This window comes from Azonexus sp. R2A61, assembly GCF_021401135.1.
GTDB lineage: Bacteria > Pseudomonadota > Gammaproteobacteria > Burkholderiales > Rhodocyclaceae > Azonexus.
The window spans coordinates 613,039-628,674 of sequence record NZ_JACBFO010000003.1; the positions used below are offsets into that span (position 1 = coordinate 613,039).

General features: G+C 67.3%; 16 protein-coding genes, 4 tRNA genes and 1 riboswitch. Of the genes, 7 read left to right on the top strand and 13 right to left on the bottom strand.

Translation table 11 applies throughout. The annotated features are described in order from the left end of the window. Nucleotides 1-12: 12 nt before the first annotated feature. The 4 genes from argC to earP form a co-directional block, all read right to left on the bottom strand. Nucleotides 13-960, bottom strand: a complete 948-nt coding sequence (argC, locus tag L0962_RS12820) for an N-acetyl-gamma-glutamyl-phosphate reductase (RefSeq protein ID WP_234086835.1) — start codon at nucleotides 958-960, stop codon at nucleotides 13-15. A 76-nt stretch (nucleotides 961-1,036) separates the two neighbouring features. Next, nucleotides 1,037-1,264 carry a DUF2798 domain-containing protein gene (locus L0962_RS12825; RefSeq protein WP_234086836.1) on the bottom strand — a complete coding sequence of 76 codons (228 nt, stop codon included), beginning with the start codon at nucleotides 1,262-1,264 and terminating at the stop codon, nucleotides 1,037-1,039. 72 nt (nucleotides 1,265-1,336) lie between these two features. Next, nucleotides 1,337-1,897 carry an elongation factor P gene (efp, locus tag L0962_RS12830; protein ID WP_234086837.1) on the bottom strand — a complete coding sequence of 187 codons (561 nt, stop codon included), beginning with the start codon at nucleotides 1,895-1,897 and terminating at the stop codon, nucleotides 1,337-1,339. Nucleotides 1,898-1,936: 39 nt separating this feature from the next. Beyond that, complete coding sequence (earP, locus tag L0962_RS12835) at nucleotides 1,937-3,031, bottom strand: elongation factor P maturation arginine rhamnosyltransferase EarP (RefSeq protein WP_234086838.1); 1,095 nt, start codon at nucleotides 3,029-3,031, stop codon at nucleotides 1,937-1,939. 57 nt (nucleotides 3,032-3,088) lie between these two features. On the opposite strand from earP, the gene uvrC reads away from it, so the two are divergent. Both uvrC and pgsA read left to right on the top strand, forming a co-directional pair. Next, nucleotides 3,089-4,906 carry an excinuclease ABC subunit UvrC gene (gene uvrC / locus L0962_RS12840; RefSeq protein ID WP_234086839.1) on the top strand — a complete coding sequence of 606 codons (1,818 nt, stop codon included), beginning with the start codon at nucleotides 3,089-3,091 and terminating at the stop codon, nucleotides 4,904-4,906. Between the two features lie 6 nt (nucleotides 4,907-4,912). After that, nucleotides 4,913-5,488 carry a CDP-diacylglycerol--glycerol-3-phosphate 3-phosphatidyltransferase gene (gene pgsA, locus L0962_RS12845; protein WP_234086840.1) on the top strand — a complete coding sequence of 192 codons (576 nt, stop codon included), beginning with the start codon at nucleotides 4,913-4,915 and terminating at the stop codon, nucleotides 5,486-5,488. A gap of 87 nt (nucleotides 5,489-5,575) precedes the next feature. Here pgsA and ribB read toward each other — a convergent pair whose 3' ends face one another. Next, nucleotides 5,576-6,199 (bottom strand): 3,4-dihydroxy-2-butanone-4-phosphate synthase, encoded by a 624-nt coding sequence (ribB, locus tag L0962_RS12850; RefSeq protein WP_234086841.1) that lies wholly within the window; start codon nucleotides 6,197-6,199, stop codon nucleotides 5,576-5,578. 83 nt (nucleotides 6,200-6,282) lie between these two features. After that, nucleotides 6,283-6,443: riboswitch (FMN riboswitch) on the bottom strand. Nucleotides 6,444-6,591: 148 nt separating this feature from the next. On the opposite strand from ribB, the gene L0962_RS12855 reads away from it, so the two are divergent. The 5 genes from L0962_RS12855 (at nucleotide 6,592) to L0962_RS12875 (ending at nucleotide 7,508) form a co-directional block, all read left to right on the top strand. Further along, a tRNA-Gly gene (locus L0962_RS12855) sits at nucleotides 6,592-6,667 on the top strand. Nucleotides 6,668-6,720: 53 nt separating this feature from the next. Continuing rightward, nucleotides 6,721-6,794, top strand: a tRNA-Cys gene (locus L0962_RS12860). Nucleotides 6,795-6,803: 9 nt separating this feature from the next. Further along, nucleotides 6,804-6,879: transfer RNA gene (locus L0962_RS12865), tRNA-Gly, on the top strand. Nucleotides 6,880-6,946: 67 nt separating this feature from the next. Continuing rightward, a tRNA-Leu gene (locus tag L0962_RS12870) sits at nucleotides 6,947-7,032 on the top strand. 14 nt (nucleotides 7,033-7,046) lie between these two features. Next, a complete protein-coding gene (locus L0962_RS12875) occupies nucleotides 7,047-7,508 on the top strand; it encodes a DUF1178 family protein (protein ID WP_234086842.1) in 462 nt (153 codons plus the stop codon). Here the strand turns inward: L0962_RS12875 and L0962_RS12880 are convergent. From L0962_RS12880 to L0962_RS12915, 8 genes are all read right to left on the bottom strand, one after another. After that, nucleotides 7,505-8,458 carry a VTT domain-containing protein gene (locus tag L0962_RS12880; RefSeq protein WP_234086843.1) on the bottom strand — a complete coding sequence of 318 codons (954 nt, stop codon included), beginning with the start codon at nucleotides 8,456-8,458 and terminating at the stop codon, nucleotides 7,505-7,507. The two genes, L0962_RS12875 and L0962_RS12880, sit on opposite strands and share 4 nt — an antisense overlap. A 4-nt stretch (nucleotides 8,459-8,462) precedes the next feature. Further along, complete coding sequence (locus L0962_RS12885; RefSeq protein WP_234086844.1) at nucleotides 8,463-9,002, bottom strand: NADPH-dependent FMN reductase; 540 nt, start codon at nucleotides 9,000-9,002, stop codon at nucleotides 8,463-8,465. A gap of 118 nt (nucleotides 9,003-9,120) precedes the next feature. After that, nucleotides 9,121-9,924 carry a hypothetical protein gene (locus tag L0962_RS12890; protein WP_234086845.1) on the bottom strand — a complete coding sequence of 268 codons (804 nt, stop codon included), beginning with the start codon at nucleotides 9,922-9,924 and terminating at the stop codon, nucleotides 9,121-9,123. 60 nt (nucleotides 9,925-9,984) lie between these two features. Continuing rightward, entirely contained in the window at nucleotides 9,985-10,458 is a 474-nt protein-coding gene (locus tag L0962_RS12895; RefSeq protein ID WP_234086846.1) for a transcriptional repressor, read from the bottom strand. A 22-nt stretch (nucleotides 10,459-10,480) separates the two neighbouring features. Next, complete coding sequence (locus tag L0962_RS12900; protein ID WP_234086847.1) at nucleotides 10,481-11,869, bottom strand: efflux transporter outer membrane subunit; 1,389 nt, start codon at nucleotides 11,867-11,869, stop codon at nucleotides 10,481-10,483. 5 nt (nucleotides 11,870-11,874) lie between these two features. Further along, nucleotides 11,875-13,812 carry a MacB family efflux pump subunit gene (locus tag L0962_RS12905; RefSeq protein WP_234086848.1) on the bottom strand — a complete coding sequence of 646 codons (1,938 nt, stop codon included), beginning with the start codon at nucleotides 13,810-13,812 and terminating at the stop codon, nucleotides 11,875-11,877. Continuing rightward, complete coding sequence (locus L0962_RS12910) at nucleotides 13,809-15,002, bottom strand: efflux RND transporter periplasmic adaptor subunit (RefSeq protein ID WP_234086849.1); 1,194 nt, start codon at nucleotides 15,000-15,002, stop codon at nucleotides 13,809-13,811. Before L0962_RS12910 ends, L0962_RS12905 begins: the two co-directional genes overlap by 4 nt. Continuing rightward, entirely contained in the window at nucleotides 15,002-15,622 is a 621-nt protein-coding gene (locus tag L0962_RS12915; RefSeq protein WP_234086850.1) for a DUF4198 domain-containing protein, read from the bottom strand. The genes L0962_RS12910 and L0962_RS12915 overlap by 1 nt, the downstream gene beginning before the upstream one ends. Nucleotides 15,623-15,636: the final 14 nt, after the last annotated feature.

The window sequence follows — 15,636 nt, forward strand, 5'->3', positions numbered from 1 at the left end:
GCTGGCGGTGTTTCAGACCAGGCCCAGGCTTTCCTCGACGCCCAGATGCACGTTCATCGCCTGTACGGCGGCGCCGGAGGCGCCCTTGCCGAGGTTGTCCAGGCGGGCGATCAGCAGCATGCGCTCGGCGTTGCCGAAGACGGCGATATCCACGCGGTTGGTGTCGTTGTTGGCTTCGACGTCGTAGAAGCCGCCGTCCGTCGTCGCCGCCAGATCGACCGGCAGCACGTTGATGAAGGCTTCGCCGGCGTAGTAGTCGGCGATGATCCGCTGCACGTCGGCCGGCGTTGCGCGACGGGCGAACTGTGCCGGCGGCAGCGCGGCGCTGACCGCCAGGCCCTTGTAAAAAGGACCGACGATGGGCTGGAAGATCGGTGCCACGGTCAACCCGGTGTAGGCCTGCATTTCCGGCAGGTGCTTGTGGGCCAGCGCCAGCGCGTAGGGGCGCGGCGCCTTCAGCGCGGTGCCGGCTGCGGCGGCTTCGTAGTCGGCGATCATTTTCTTGCCGCCGCCGGAGTACCCGGTGATCGAATTCGCCGCAATCTGCGTGTCGGCCGGGATCAGGCCGGCGGCGACCAGCGGGCGCAGCGCCAGGATGAAGGCGGTGGCATGGCAGCCGGGGTTGGCGATGCGCTTGGAGGCCCGGATTTTGTCGCGCTGATCCCTGGCCAGTTCCGGCAGGCCGAAGGTCCAGGCGGGATCGACACGGTGTGCGGTCGACGCATCGATGACGCAGGTTTTCGGATTGTCGACCAGGCTGACCGATTCCTTGGCGGCGTCGTCCGGCAGGCACAGGAAGGTGACGTCGGCGGCGTTGATCAGGCGCTTGCGTTCGGCCAGGTCCTTGCGCTTGTCGGCGTCGATCCTGATGATTTCGATGTCGCTGCGCCTGGCCAGCAGTTCGTTGATCTGCAGGCCGGTGGTGCCTTCCTGGCCATCGACAAATACGGTGTAGGTCATGAAATGTTCCGGGATTCGGTGGTGAGTCAGTTCGGGATTCTGACAGAAAATCGTGAAATTTCCGTGTCGACCGCGCTCATTCGCGGGTCAGGCGGTTGACCACGCGACGCACGCGCGGCGCCAGGAACAGCACCGACGGAAAGGCGATCGGCCAGGTGGTCATGAAGCCGCTGGCCCATTGCAGCGGAAAGGCCCAGCTCAGTTCGGTGTGGGTGACCAGCACGACACCGGAGACGATGCAGCTCATGATGCCGGAGAGCAGAAAACTGAACAGCAGGTTGGCGTAGCGGGGATCGATGCGCATCGGCGGAATTCCGTCGGGGGAATGAAAAACGGGCAGCCAAGGCTGCCCGTCATGCTGCGGCCTGAGCCGGGATTACTTGGTACGGCTGCGGTATTCGTCGGTGCGCGTATCGATTTCGATCTTGTCGCCGATTTCGACGAAGGCCGGCACTTGCAGTTCGAAGCCGGTCGGCTTGATGCGGGCGGGCTTCAGGACCTTGCCCGAGGTGTCGCCCTTGACGGCCGGTTCGGTGTATTCGACTTCGCGGACCAGTGCGGTCGGCAGTTCGACGGAGATCGCGCGGCCGTCGTAGAACACCACTTCGCAAGGCATGCCGTCGTCGAGGTACTTGAGCGCGTCGACCATGTTGTCGGCTTCGACTTCGTACTGGTTGTATTCGGCGTCCATGAAGACGTACATCGGATCGCCGAAGTAGGAGAAGGTCACTTCCTTCTTGTCGAGGACGACGATCTCGAACTTGTCGTCGGCCTTGTAGACCGCTTCCGACGGGTTGCCGGACAGCAGGTTCTTCAGCTTCATCTTGACGACGGCGGCGTTGCGGCCGGACTTGTTGTATTCGGTCTTCTGCACGACGAGCGGCTCGCCGCCGACCATGATCACGTTGCCGGAGCGGAGTTCCTGAGCGGTCTTCATGAGAGGGTATCCAAAATCGGGTGGGAGAAAAGCCCGCGATTATACCTTGTCGGCGCAGAATTGAATGAGGCTGGACGCCAGATCGCGCTGTTTTTTCAGCGAATTTCGCCAGTCGACCGCATGAATGGCAAATTCCGGCAGGCGGCGCAGCATTGCGGCAATGGCCGGGGCCGGATCGCCGACGCCGTTCCAGGCGAAGAAGAGCGCGCGCAGCGTCGCCGCCGTGGCCGGCGGCAGGCCGTTCAGGTAACGGGCGAGAAAAGCGTCGAGTTTGACGAGATGGGCATCGTCGTCCTGCCGGTAGATCTGCCAGACGAACGGCCGGCCGGCCCATTGGGCGCGGACGAAGGAGTCCTCGCCGCGCACGAAATTGAGCGCGCAACGGCGCAGCAGCGCGTCGTAGGCGGTCTGGCTCAGGAAGGGAATGGCTTCGACCTGCAGCCGGCCGAGCTGCCACGCGCTGCCGGCGCCGAGCGCGGCTTGCGTGGCGGCCAGCGGCTTGCCCGGCGGCACCAGGCAGCGCACCGGTTGCGCCAGGTCGGCCAGCGCTGCGAACAGCCCGCCGACCGGCGCGTTGTCGTAGCAGAACAGGCTGATTTCCAGCGTCTGCGGGGAAAGTGCGGGCAGGGCGGGGCAGGCATCGGCTTCGCGCAGCAGTCCTGCGGTCGACGGCGTGAAACCGGGAAAAACGAAATGCTTGGTCAGCGGCAGCGTCGGATGCGGCGAGGCCATGCCGTGGCAGCCGTCCACCCAGGCTTCGGCGCTCAGGTATTCGAGATTGAGCCAGACCGGCCGCCGCTCGCGCCGGGCCAGGCCTTGCAGGTAGGCGCCGGGCAGTTCGCAGGCAAAGGCTTCGATGACGACGTCGGCGGTTTTTGCCGCGGCCGCCCAGTTGACCGCAGCATCGGCGGCCGGCCAGCGGCGCAGTTCGATGCCGGCCAGGAATTGTTCGTCGCGCGCCGGATCGCAGTCGGGACACAGCGGGGCGAGGGCGGTCAACTCGTCCACCCACAGCCGCACGCGTTTGCCGTGTTCGGCCGCCAGTTGCCGGGCGAGCCGCCAGCAGACGCCGATGTCGCCGTAGTTGTCGACGACGCGGCAGAAGATGTCCCAGTGAAGCTGCATGGCCGGCATGTTAACATCGCGGCCCGTGCCTTCTTCCCCGTTTTTCGCCCATTTCTCCGGTCGACCGTGGCTTTCGACGCAAAATCCTTTCTCGCTTCGCTGACCGAACTGCCCGGCGTCTACCGCATGATCGGCGCCGACGGTGCCGTGCTTTACGTCGGCAAGGCCAAGAACCTGAAGAAGCGGGTGTCGTCGTATTTCCGCGACAATCTGTCCAGCCCGCGCATCGCCCACATGGTCAGCCAGATCGACCACGTCGAGACGACCGCGACGCGTACCGAGGCGGAAGCGCTGTTGCTGGAAAACAACCTGATCAAGTCGCTGGCGCCGCGCTACAACATCCTGTTCCGCGACGACAAGTCCTACCCGTACATCGTCATGACGCGCGGCGAGTATCCGCGGCTCGGCTTTTACCGCGGCAATCCGGACCGCAAGGCCGATTATTACGGGCCGTTCCCGTCGTCGTGGGCGGTGCGCGATAGCATCCAGCTGCTGCAGAAGATGTTCCGCCTGCGCACCTGCGAGGACACCGTCTTCGCCAACCGCTCGCGGCCCTGCCTGCTGTACCAGATCAAGCGCTGCAGCGGGCCGTGCGTCGGCTACATCTCGCCGGCCGACTACGCCGCCGACGTGCAGTACGCGACGATGTTCCTGTCCGGCAAGCAGCAGGAAGTGATCAAGCGCCTCAGTGCATCGATGGAAAAGGCCGCGCTCAACCTCGCCTTTGAACAGGCGGCGATCTACCGCGACCAGATCCAGTCGCTGCACCAGGTCCAGGAAAAACAGTTCGTCTCGAGCAGCAAGGGCGAGGATGCCGACATCGTCGTCGCCGTGCGTGAAGCCGGCCAGTTGTGCGTCAACCTGGCGATGGTGCGCGGCGGCCGCCATCTCGGCGACCGGCCGCTGTTCCCGAGCAATGCCGGGGATTCGACCGCCGCCGATGCGCTGGTCGCCTTCCTGCGCCAGCATTACGAAGTGCATCCGGCGCCGGCCCGGCTGCTGGTCTCGCCGCTGCCGGAAAACGAAGACGCCGAGGAAGCCGCCGCAACGCTGGCCGAACAGGCCGCCCGGCCGGTGCCGATCCAGGAAGCACGCAACCTGACGCAGAAGGCCTGGGTCGAGATGGCCTTGCAGAATGCCCGCCTGGCCATCCTGGCGCGCAATCAGGCCAGCGCCCAGCAGGAGATGCGGCTGGCCGCGCTGCAGGAAGCGCTGCAATTGGCCGAGCCGCTTGCCCGTATCGAATGCTTCGACATCAGCCATACGATGGGCGAAAGCGCCGTTGCCTCGTGCGTGGTCTACGACGGCAACCAGATGAGCAAGCGCGACTACCGCCGCTTCAACATCCGCGACATCACGCCCGGCGACGATTACGCGGCGATGCGCCAGGCGGTGACGCGGCGCTATGACGGCATCGCCAGCGGCGAGGGCAGGGCGCCCGACCTGATCCTGATCGACGGCGGCAAGGGGCAGGTCGCCTCGGCCTGGGCGGCGCTCGCCGACCTCGGGCTGAGCCACCTCAACATGATCGGCGTCGCCAAGGGCGAGGAGCGCAAGCCCGGCCTGGAAAGCCTGATCTTCCCCGAAGCCGACGGTCGCGAACCGCTCAACCTGCCGTCCGATCACCCGGCGCTGCACCTGATCCAGGAAGTGCGCGACGAAGCGCACCGCTTCGCGATCACCGGCCATCGCGGTCAACGCGCGAAAAGCCGCAAAACCTCGACGCTGGAGAGCCTGCCCGGCGTCGGCCCGGCCCGGCGCAAGGCGCTGATCGCCCGTTTCGGCGGCCTGGCCGGCGTGCGCGAGGCGACGGTCGACCAACTGGCCGAAATCCCCGGCATTGGCCGCGAGATGGCCGAAAAGATCCATTCCGCCTTACACTGACGGTCTATGCCACTGAACGTCCCCATTCTGCTGACCTGGATGCGCATCGTCGCCATCCCGCTGCTGGTCGCCGTCTACTACCTGCCGGCCGGCTGGCTTGGCGCGCACGAACGCGATCTGCTGGCAACCGGCATCTTCATGGCGGCAGCCTTCACCGACTGGGCGGACGGCTATCTGGCGCGCAAGCTGAACCAGACCTCGGCCTTCGGTGCCTTCCTCGATCCGGTCGCCGACAAGCTGATGGTCGCTGCGGCCTTGCTGATCCTGGTCCAGCTCGACCGTACCGACGCCATCGTCGCAGTGATCATCATCGGCCGTGAAATCACCATATCGGCGCTGCGCGAATGGATGGCCAAGATCGGCGCGTCGAAGAGCGTTGCCGTATCGATGCTGGGCAAGATCAAGACCACCGCGCAGATGATGGCGATTCCGCTGCTGCTCTACCAGGCACCGCTGCTCGGCTTCGACACGCTGCAGCTCGGCAACTGGCTGATCTGGATTGCTGCGCTGCTGACCCTGTGGTCGATGGGCTACTACCTGCGCATGGCCTGGCCGGAAATCGCCCGGCACAGCGGGGACTGAACGGTTTTTTGCCGACTGCTGCGGTCGACCGCAGCAGCGGAGGAAAAAAGGCCGGCGGATTGCCGGCCTTTTCGTTTCCGCGAGGCGTCAGTCCGGATAGTCGGCGAGCGCGGCGATCGAGGTAACGACCAGATCGTTGCGCGCCGCGTAATCGCGCAGCTGGGCACCGCGCATCATCGTGCCGTCGTCGTTCATCAACTCGCAGAGAATCGCCGCCGGGCGCAGTCCGGCCAGCTCGGCCAGCATCACCGCGCCTTCGGTGTGGCCGCGCCGGCCATGCACGCGCCGGTCGTGGGCGCGCAGCGGGAAGATGTGGCCGGGGCGTACCAGATCCTCGGCGCGGGCATTTTCGGCGCAGGCCGTCAGCACGGTAACCGTCCGGTCGGCGGCCGAGACGCCGGTGGTCACGCCATGCCGTGCCTCGATCGAAACGGTGAACGGCGTCCCGTGACGGCTGCCGTTGTCGCTGACCATCAACGGCAGTTCGAGACGGTCGGCGATCCGGTTGTCCAGACAGAGGCAGACGATGCCGCTGCAATCGCGGATGAAACGGGCCATCCAGCTTGCGCTGACCAGTTCCGCGGCCATGATCAGGTCGGCCTCGTCCTCGCGGTTTTCGTCGTCGAGCACGATGACCGGCCGGCCGGCGCGGATCGCGGCGATCGCCCGTTGCAGTTGCTGGCGGGTGTTGAGGGAAATGTCGGTTTGCATGAAACGCTCCTGGGTTGTTCAAGAAAAAAGGGCGTTTCAGGGATGCAGAAAACCCGTGCGCGCCGGCTGGCGTGCACGGGGAATGCTGCCTTCTTTCATCCGGACTGTGACCGTCGGCTTCGGCATTCGACCGAATCTGCTGACCCGCATTTCCCTTTCGGCAAACGCGGCGCTCGCGGGCTCGCCACCGCTTGCGCAGCAGCCTACCGCCGGTGGGGAATTCCACCCCGCCCTGAAGACCGGGAGAGCATAGGCGCTATCGTGCCGCCGGTCAAAACGCCCGGCCGGAAAATCGGCTCGAAGCGCCGAAAAGCCGATGAACAGGAGAAAAGTAAGAAATCGTGTTGACAATTCTCGTGGGCTGTCTATAATGCGCGCTTCTGTTGTTCAGCGCGGCAGTAGCTCAGTTGGTAGAGCGCAACCTTGCCAAGGTTGAGGTCGAGAGTTCGAGACTCTTCTGCCGCTCCAGAATTTCCGGAAAAGCCCCAGGCTTTTCTACTTGAAGTAAAGCTTGTAGGCGGGGCGCGGTAGCAAAGCGGTTATGCACCGGATTGCAAATCCGTGTAGGTCGGTTCGACTCCGGCCCGCGCCTCCAGAGAACAATGCGGCAGTAGCTCAGTTGGTAGAGCGCAACCTTGCCAAGGTTGAGGTCGAGAGTTCGAGACTCTTCTGCCGCTCCAAATGAAAAGGGAAAGCCTCCGTGCTTTCCCTTTTTCGCATCCGCCGGACGCTAAAATGTCGCGGCTTGCCCGGATGGTGAAATTGGTAGACACAAGAGACTTAAAATCTCTCGCTCATCGAGCGTACCGGTTCGATTCCGGTTCCGGGCACCACCACCGACTCCCGAATGATCATCTACGACCTGATTTGCGATAACGAACATCGGTTCGAAGGCTGGTTCCACAGCGCCGACGATTTTTCCCGGCAGTGCGAATCCGGTCAGGTACATTGCCCGCAGTGCGATACGCCGGCCGTCCGGCGCATTCCTTCGGCGATCGCGATCGGTAGCCCGGCGGCCGGTGAGCGGGTGGAAGCGGCGCCGGTTGGCGCTGCGGCGCACTCGAGCGCGGCGATGATTCCGTCCGGCACGCAGGTCATGGCACTGTATCGCCAGTTTGTGCAGAGCATCGTCAGCGGCAGCGAGGACGTCGGCGACGATTTTGCGGCCGAAGCGCGGCGGATTCATTACCAGGAAGCCCCGGAACGCTCGATCCGCGGCAATGCCACGCCCGAGGAGCGCGAGGCCCTGAAGGAGGAGGGGATCGATGTCCTGCATCTGCCCCTGCCCCGGGAAGAGGATCTGAACTAGCCGGTTGCCGTGCCGGCGTGGTCGATCCCGGCCGGCCGGTTGAGCGCCATCCAGGCTTCGTAGCCGCCCTTCAGCGGCTTGACCGACAGAAAGCCGGCGCCGAGCAGATGCCTGGCCGCCTGGATCGCGCTGGCGTCTTCCGGGCAGGCGCATAGCGTGACGATCGGTGCGTTCTTCGGCCAGCCATCGACGGCAGCTTCCAGAAAATCGTGCTCGGCGACCCGGGCGCCGGCCAGCGGACCGTTTTCGGCGATCATCGCCGGGCCGCGCAGGTCCAGCAGCAGCGGCGGTTCCGGCCCGTCGAGCGCAGCGCGCAACTGTTCGGGGGAAATGTGGGTCATCGCGCAGTTCAGGCGAAAGCGCGCTTTCTGCCGGAATTTCCAGCCCAGCCAGACGACGATGCCGGTTATCAGGACGAGCAGGGCGGCCGCGGCATTGCGTTCGAGGATATCCATGACGGCCTGGACCTCGTCGCGCATCAGCCGTCCGGCAAGGATCGCCAGCCCGGCCCACAGCGCCGCGCCGACCGCCGATGCGGCAAGGAAGCCGACGGGGTTCATGCGCAGCGTGCCGGCAATCGGCGGCGCCACGGTCGAGAATCCCGGGATGAACTTGGCGACGACCAGCGACGGCAGTCCCCAGCGGACGAAGCGGGCTTCGGTCTGGCTGACGCAGGAGGCGGGGTTGATCGATAGCTTGCACAGACCGGACAGCACGCGATAGCCGAAGCGTTTTCCCGCCCAGTACCACAGCCAGTCGGCAGCGACCGACGCCAGTACCGCGGCGGCCAGGATGCCGGCCAGCGCATGGTTGCCGAGCGCCAGGCTACCGGCCAGCAGCAGCGTCGGCACTGCCGGTACCGGCAGGCCGATTTGTTGCAGCAGGACGTTCAGGAAGACGACGCTGACGGCGTCCTGCCGCAGTTGCTCGCCGATCTGGGCAAGTTCCATGGGCTCAGCGACCGACGCGGGCGACCAGTGCCGCCATCTGCTGGCGGATCAGCGCGGCGATCTTGTCGTCGGTCAGATCGCCGTTGGCGTCGAAGCCGCCGGCAAAGGCATTGGCGAAGACTTCGGGCTTGTTCAACGGCTGCAGATCGAGAAAGACGCAGACCTGGCGCAGGTGGTATTGCGCCCGCGAGCTGCCCATGCCGCCGGCGGCGCCCATCAGGGCGGCGGGTTTGCCGGCGAGCAGCGCGTTGTCCGGTTCGCGCGAGGCCCAGTCGAGGATGTTCTTCAGCGCCGGGGCGAGCGAATAGTTGTATTCGGTGCAGGCGAAAACCAGCGCGTCGGCGGCGCCGATCTGCGCCAGCACGCGGTCGACCGCAGCCGGCTTGGCGGCGATGTCCTGGTTGTAGAACGGAATGTCGGTCAGGTCGGCGATCTCCAGCGTCGCGCCGTCCGGCAGGTTTTTCTGCGCGGCGCGCAGCAGGCCGCGGTTGGTGGATGCCTGGCGCAGGCTGCCGGCGATGCCGAGTAAGCGAATGTGTTCCATGTTCATCTCCTGATTGTCGCACTGAAAAAGCCGGTCTCTTTGGCAGGCGGCCGGCGCCGTTTAGGACAGATATCGTCGCCCGGAATTCAACGCGCGTCCATCCGGATGAACCGCAGCCTCATCCCTGGCAGCGGTTGCCGCGCATCCGCGAGAAACCGCTGCCGCCGCCTTCGCTGCTGCCGGGGCGGATGCAGATCGTCACGCCGAGCGAGCGGGCGGCCTTGTCGATGTCCGGGGGAAAGGGCGAGAACGGGATGGAACGTTCGATGACGGACTTGATGAAGGCGATCTCCGATGCCTGGTCGCCGGCATCGAGCACCACGAAGCTTTTCAGCGAGCCGTCGGGATTGATCCTGAACTGGACGGCAGCCGGGCGGACGCCGGGATTGCGCTGGTCGCGCGCGACGTAGCCGGCGCTGCGGTTCAGGCGGCGCAACATGCCGTCGAGGTAGCTTTCCAGGCTGAACGGATGGATCGGCGGCGCGTTCGGGCGCATTTCCAGCAGCGCATCGTCGGCGTCGTCGCGGGCCGCCAGCTGCCGCCCCTGGTCGCGGGCCATGGCCAACGAACGTTGGGCCAGTGTCGGCTTCGGTGCGCGTTCGAGTTCCTCGAGGAAATTGTCCATGTCCGCTTTTTCGGCGGCGCTCCAGCGCTGGCCGCTGGTCGTTCGCGACGATTTTTCGGCGGTCAGCACGCGGCGCCCTTCGCGGGGGGCGGCACGTTTGGCCGGCGGTGTGGCGGCCACGGGCGGCGGCGTTTCCGGCCTGGCCGCCGGCGGTTGCCGCAGACGGGCCTGCAGCGGTTGCGCCGCGGCTTGTTCGCCGTCCTTTTCGTGGCGCGGAAACAGCAGGACGGCTAGGTGCAATAGGGCGGACAGCAGCAGTGCGAGAGCGAAGGAATGGCGGGATGGCAGGCGGCGCATCGTCGCTATTCTAACCGTCGCCGCGGCGGCTGCCGTTTGCCGCGTCGCGGCAAGGCGCGTTCAGGGGGCCTTGGGGTCGGGGCTGCCGACGGTGATACCCAGTTGCCGGCCGTGCAGTTCGATGCCGACGGCGCGTGCCGCCTCCTCGATTTCCCGGCGTAGCGCCGGGTGGTGCAGCGGAATCGGTGGCAGTTCGGGCAGATAGAGGTGGATGCTGTCGTCGCCGCCGCCGGTCGGCGTCGCATAGATGTTGCGCCCCTCGGCATCGCGCGCTTTGAGGATCACGCCGGCCTTGGAAAGATCGGTCAACGCCCGGTAGATGGTCGAGATATTGGTCTGGCGGCGCGTTTCCAGCCAGATCCGGAACAGCGTCTCGGGGCGGACGAAGCCGCCCTGGCGCTGCAATGCGTTGAACACGTCGACGCGGGCGGCGGTGATGCGCAGGCCGCTCCGGCGCAGCGCGTCGAGCGCCGGATCGTTGCCGGCGCCGTCGATGCCGGTTTTCCGGAAAGCCGGGCTGGACAGGTTTTGCATGATGCTCTCCACGGTTGTCGGGCTATCCGCCGACTTTCTGCCAGCCGCCACCCAGCGCCCGGTACAGCGAGACCCGGGCCTGCAGGCGGAGCAGCTGCAACTGGACGGCGTCGCTGCGTGCCGCGTGCAGCGTGCGCTGGGCGTCGAGCAGATCGAGCATGCCGGCCGCCCCGGCGCGGTAGCGTACGTCGGCCAGCCGCCAGGCGCGTTCGGCTTCGCGCAGGATGGCTTGCTGGGCCCGTTGCTGGGCTTCGTTGCCGGCGATGGCGTCGAGCGCGCCCTGGCTGTCGGCAAAGGCGGCGACGATGGCCGAGCGGTAGGCGGCGAGCAGGCTCTCCTGCCTGGCCCGGGCGCCGTCGCGCAGCGCCGACAGGCGGCCGGCGTTGAAGATCGGCGCGGCGATTGCGGTCAACAGGCTGTAGGCCGGGTTTTCCATGACCTTGAGCAGTTCGCCGTTGCCACCGCTCAGGGCGGCGCTCAGGTTGATCGTCGGCAGCAACGCGGCGCGCGCCGCGGCCAGGTCGGCGTCGGCCGCCTGCAACTGCGCTTCGGCGCGTGCCAGGTCGGGGCGGCGGCGCAGCAGTTCGCTGGGCAGCCCGCTGTCGATGGCCGGCAGGCCGACCTCGTCGAGGCTGGCGGTGGCGATGTCGCGGCTGCCGGCTTCGCCGAGCAGGCGGGCGAGCAACACACGGTTGTCGGCGAGCTGGCGCTGCAGTACGGCCAGGCTTTTCTCGCGTTCGGCGACGACGCCGCGTTGGCGGGCCAGATCGAGTTCGCTTGCCGCCCCGGCCGCCTGGCGGGCCTCGATCAGCGTCAGCGTTTGCCGGGCGTCGCGCCGGTCCTGTTCGCCGATGCTCAGGCGCTGGCGCAGCGCGACGCTTTCCAGCCAGGCGTTGGCAACGCTGGCCTGGATGCCGAGCCTGATCGCCTGGGCGTCGTAGGTCGAGGCCAGGGCCGTGGCCAGCGCCGACTCGTGCGTGGCGCGGACGCGCCCCCAGACATCCAGCTCGTAAGCGGCGGTCAGCGTGGCGGCGTAGTCGTTGCGGCTGGTACCGGTGGCGTCGCCGCGTTTGCCGGTGACCAGCAGGTCGAGCGCCGGCCAGCGCGCGGCGCCGGCGGCGCCGGCCAGCGCCCGGGCCTGGCGCACGTTGGCAACGGCGGCGGCCAGATCGTGCGATTGCCGTTCGGCCTGGTCGATCAGCGCGTCGAGTTCGGGATTGGCGAAATTTCGCCACCAGGCGGTGTCGACCGCAGCAGGCTGAACGGTTTCCGGTTTGCGGAACCAGTCCGCCGGCAGCAGTGCGGCGGCCGGGTTGGCGTCGCGCATCGCCGGCGACGAACAGCCGCCGAGCGGCAGCACGAGCAGGCAGGTGAGGGCGGCCAGCGTGGCGCGAAGGAGGGGAAAGCGCATCGTGTTCATTCTCCGGAGAGCGCCCGTACGGGATCGAGCCGCGATGCCTGGCGGGCCGGCAGCCAGCCGAAGACCAGGCCGGTGGCGATGGCGCAGCCGAAGGCGCCGAGGATTGCGGTCAACGAGAAAACCACCGGGATTTCCCAGAGCAGCAGGGCGAAGCCGATGGCCAGGCCGCTGCCGACGCCGATCAGGCCGCCGGTCAGCGCAATCAGCACGGCTTCGCTGAGGAACTGGCGCTGGATGTCGCGCTGGCGGGCGCCGGTGGCCATGCGGATGCCGATTTCGCGGGTGCGTTCGCGCACCGTCATCAGCATCACGTTCATCACGCCGATGCCGCCGACGACCAGCGAGACGGCGGCGATCAGGCTGAGCATCATGGTCATCGCCTCGCGCGTCTGCATCTCGGCCTTGATGCGGGCGGCGGCGTTGCCGATGGCCACGTCTTCGCGGCCGTGGCGTTCGCTGAGCAGCGTGCCGACGGCGGCTTCCGCTTCGTCCACCACGTCGGCCGAGACGACGTCGATGACGGAGTAGTCCGGTTGCGTCTGCGTCCGGTAGACGCGGGCACGGCCGGCGCGATAGGGGATGAAGACCATGTCGTCGTAGTTCTGGCCCCAGCCGTCGCTGCCGCGGCTGCTCATCACGCCGATCACCTCGAACGGCGCGTTGCCGATCAGCAGATGCCGGCCGATCGGGTCGGCCACGCCGGGGAAGAATTGCTGGTAGGCCTTGTTGCCGACGACCACGACCGGTGCCAGTTCGTCGTTCTCGCGGCCGGTGAAGAAGCGGCCGCGGGCGACCGGCCAGCGGAAGATGTCGGTCATTTCCTCGCCGCCGGCAAAGACGTAGATGGTGCGTTCGACGTTGCCATGGCGGACCAGGATCGGGTCGCCGATCACCGGCATGACGCGGCGGATGTCGGGCAGGGCGCGTACCGCGTCGAGGTCGTCGTCGCTGATCATGCCGACCGGACCGCCGGTTTTCGGCACCTTGCTGCCCAGGTACATGATCGTCGTGCCCATGCTGCCCATCTGGTCGATGACGCGTTGCCGCGCGCCTTCGCCGATGGCCAGCATGAGGATCACCGAGGCGACGCCGATGACGATGCCGAGCAGGGTCAGGCCGGTGCGCCCGCGATTGACGCGCATCGCCCGCCAGGCGGTGCGCATCGCTTCGGCCAGGTCGTCGCGCAGGCTGGCGCCGCGTTGTTCGAGCGGGTCGAGCGTCGGCAGCGGTAGTGCGGTCGACGGCGTCGACGGGCCGGAATCGCGGGTGATGTTGCCGTCGTGGATTTCGATGACGCGTTCGGCCTGCGCCGCCACGTCGCGGTCGTGGGTGATCAGGATGACGGTGTGGCCGGCCGCCGCCAGTTCGCGCAGCAGGAGCATGACCTCGGCGCCGCTGTGCGAATCGAGCGCGCCGGTCGGTTCGTCGGCCAGGATGATGCGGCCGCCGTTCATCAGGGCGCGGGCGATCGACACGCGCTGCTGCTGGCCGCCGGACAGCTGGTTGGGCCGGTTGTCCTGGCGGCTGGCCAGGCCCAGCCGGTCGAGCAACGCGGTGGCGCGGTGGCGTCGTTCGGTTTCCGGTACACCGGCGTAGAGCGCCGGAATCTCGACGTTCTCGCGCGCCGATTCGGTGGCGATCAGGTGATAGCCCTGGAAGACGAAGCCGAAGGCTTCGCGGCGCAGCCAGGCCAGGCGGTCGGCGTCGAAATCGGCGACGTCCTGCCCGGCGAAACGGTAGCTGCCCTCGCTGGGGCGGTCCAGGCAGCCGATCAGGTTCATCAGCGTCGATTTGCCGGAACCGGAGGCGCCGACGATGGCGACGAATTCGCCGCTGTGGATCCTCAGGTCGATGCCGTGCAGCACCTCGACCAGCGGCCGGTCGCCGCCGCCGTAGCGCTTGCGGATGCCGCGCAGTTCGATCAGCGGTGTCACCAGGTGAATCTCCGCGGGCCGCTGGCGACGGCCTTTTCGCCGAGGATCAGGCGTTCGCCTTCACTGAGCCCGGCAGTCACTTCGGCCAGGTGGCGGCTGCGCACGCCGAGCGTCAGCGGCCGGACTTCGATGTCGCCGTCCCGGCCGAGCAGGCGCACCGTCGGTTTTTCCTCGCCCAGCCCGTCGACCGCAGCAAGCGGCACGCTGATCACGTTGCGGGTGGCGGCGGTGACGATGCTGACCTGGGCGGTCATCTGCGGCATCAGCGCGCCGTCCGGGTTGTCCACGTCGAACAGCACCGTGTAATTGACCGCCTTCATGCCTTGCGGCTGGCCGCCGCCGGCTTGTCCGCCGGCCGTCGCGGGCGCCGTCGGCGGGGCCGGCAGGACCTGGCGGATGCGGCTTTCCCAGCGCCGCGGCCGGGCTTCGTTGTGGCCGCCCAGCGTGGTGAACCAGACCGGCAATTCGGCCTTGACCTGCGCGATGTCGGCTTCCGAGACGTCGGTCCACACGGTCATCCCCGACAGGTCGGCGATGCGCAGCACGTTCGGTGTCTGGTAGGTGGCGTTCAGCGTCTGCCCCTCGCGCGCCTCGACGGCGACCACGGTGCCGGCCATCGGCGCGAAGATGCGGGTGTAGCCGAGGCGGGCTTCGTCGGCCTTGAGCGTCGCCTGGGTCTGCTCGATCTGCGCTTTCAGCTGGTCGATGCGGGCGAAGGCGGCGGCCAGGTTGGCTGCCGCCGTCTGCACGTCCTCGCGCTTGGTGGCGTCGGCCAGTGCCAGTTGCTGCTGGCGTTCGTTCTGCTGCTGCGCCAGTATCCGTTGCGCCTGCTGTTCGGCCAGTTGGGCGCGCAGCCCGGCCAGCGCGGCGCGGCCGGCGTCGACGGTGGCCCGCTGCACGCTGGGGTCGATGTCGACCAGCGGATCGCCCTTGTCGACGCGGCTGCCCGGCTGCACGTGCAGTTTCAGGATCTGGCCGGAGACCTGCGCGCCGACATCGACGTAGCGGCGCGGCTGCAGCGTGCCGATGGCGGTGACGGTGGCCTCGATGTCGCCGCGGGCGACCGTTGTCACCTCGTAATCCACCGCCGGGCGTTTGACCCACCAGAGCAAGGCGACGGCCAGCGCCAAGCCGCCGGCGATCAGCAGCCGGCCGCGGTTGGCCGTGGCGAAACGGGAAAGGCGGGACATCAGCGATCCACCCGGAAGCTCAACGTCGCAACGTGCCGCACGTCGTCGTATTTCTTGCCGTCGACGGTCGCCGAGCCGTTGATTCTGGCCGACACTTCGAGCACGTACAGCCCCGGGAAGGACGGATTGAAGCTCACCGAACCGTCGGCCGCCGGCCGCAGTATGCGCGACCAGCCTTCCGAGGTGACGACGTTGACCTGCGAGGCGCTGACCGGGTTGCCTTTCCAGAACAGCCGGAAGCTGTTGCCGCCGGGCGTCGTCGGGACCAGTTCGAGATCGCTGACGGCCTTCGTCTCCTGCCGGCCGAAGCGGGCGTGGAACAGGGTCAGCGCCTTGTCGTCGGCGCGGCTGGCGGCAAACCGCAGGTCGCCGCCGCCCGGCGCGGCGCGGTAGCCGCCGTCGAGGGCCGCCAGCGCAAGATCCTTGCCGTCGGCGGCGAAGGCGCGGGCGCCCCGGGTATCGGCGATGGCGGCGGGTTTGCCGAGTTCGCCGGACTGGATGCGGCGGCCGTCGGCGTCGCCGTCGATCCAGAAATACTGCGCTTGTGCGGTCGACGCGGCGAGCAGGGCAAAAACGGGGAGATAGCGCCGGACGATGCCGGCGATGGCAGCGCGTGTCATGAACGATCCTCGGG

Bases quoted from the DNA above. Each gene is read 5' to 3' on its own strand.
- earP (WP_234086838.1), bottom strand. From the start codon at position 3,031: ATGCCGGCCATGCAGCTTCACTGGGACATCTTCTGCCGCGTCGTCGAC.
- L0962_RS12825 (WP_234086836.1), bottom strand. From the start codon at position 1,264: ATGCGCATCGATCCCCGCTACGCCAACCTGCTGTTCAGTTTTCTGCTC.
- L0962_RS12915 (WP_234086850.1), bottom strand. From the start codon at position 15,622: ATGACACGCGCTGCCATCGCCGGCATCGTCCGGCGCTATCTCCCCGTT.
- L0962_RS12910 (WP_234086849.1), bottom strand. From the start codon at position 15,002: ATGTCCCGCCTTTCCCGTTTCGCCACGGCCAACCGCGGCCGGCTGCTG.
- pgsA (WP_234086840.1), top strand. From the start codon at position 4,913: ATGCCACTGAACGTCCCCATTCTGCTGACCTGGATGCGCATCGTCGCC.
- L0962_RS12885 (WP_234086844.1), bottom strand. From the start codon at position 9,002: ATGGAACACATTCGCTTACTCGGCATCGCCGGCAGCCTGCGCCAGGCA.
- L0962_RS12895 (WP_234086846.1), bottom strand. From the start codon at position 10,458: ATGCAAAACCTGTCCAGCCCGGCTTTCCGGAAAACCGGCATCGACGGC.
- efp (WP_234086837.1), bottom strand. From the start codon at position 1,897: ATGAAGACCGCTCAGGAACTCCGCTCCGGCAACGTGATCATGGTCGGC.
- L0962_RS12875 (WP_234086842.1), top strand. From the start codon at position 7,047: ATGATCATCTACGACCTGATTTGCGATAACGAACATCGGTTCGAAGGC.
- L0962_RS12900 (WP_234086847.1), bottom strand. From the start codon at position 11,869: ATGCGCTTTCCCCTCCTTCGCGCCACGCTGGCCGCCCTCACCTGCCTG.
- L0962_RS12890 (WP_234086845.1), bottom strand. From the start codon at position 9,924: ATGCGCCGCCTGCCATCCCGCCATTCCTTCGCTCTCGCACTGCTGCTG.
- argC (WP_234086835.1), bottom strand. From the start codon at position 960: ATGACCTACACCGTATTTGTCGATGGCCAGGAAGGCACCACCGGCCTG.
- ribB (WP_234086841.1), bottom strand. From the start codon at position 6,199: ATGCAAACCGACATTTCCCTCAACACCCGCCAGCAACTGCAACGGGCG.
- L0962_RS12880 (WP_234086843.1), bottom strand. From the start codon at position 8,458: ATGGAACTTGCCCAGATCGGCGAGCAACTGCGGCAGGACGCCGTCAGC.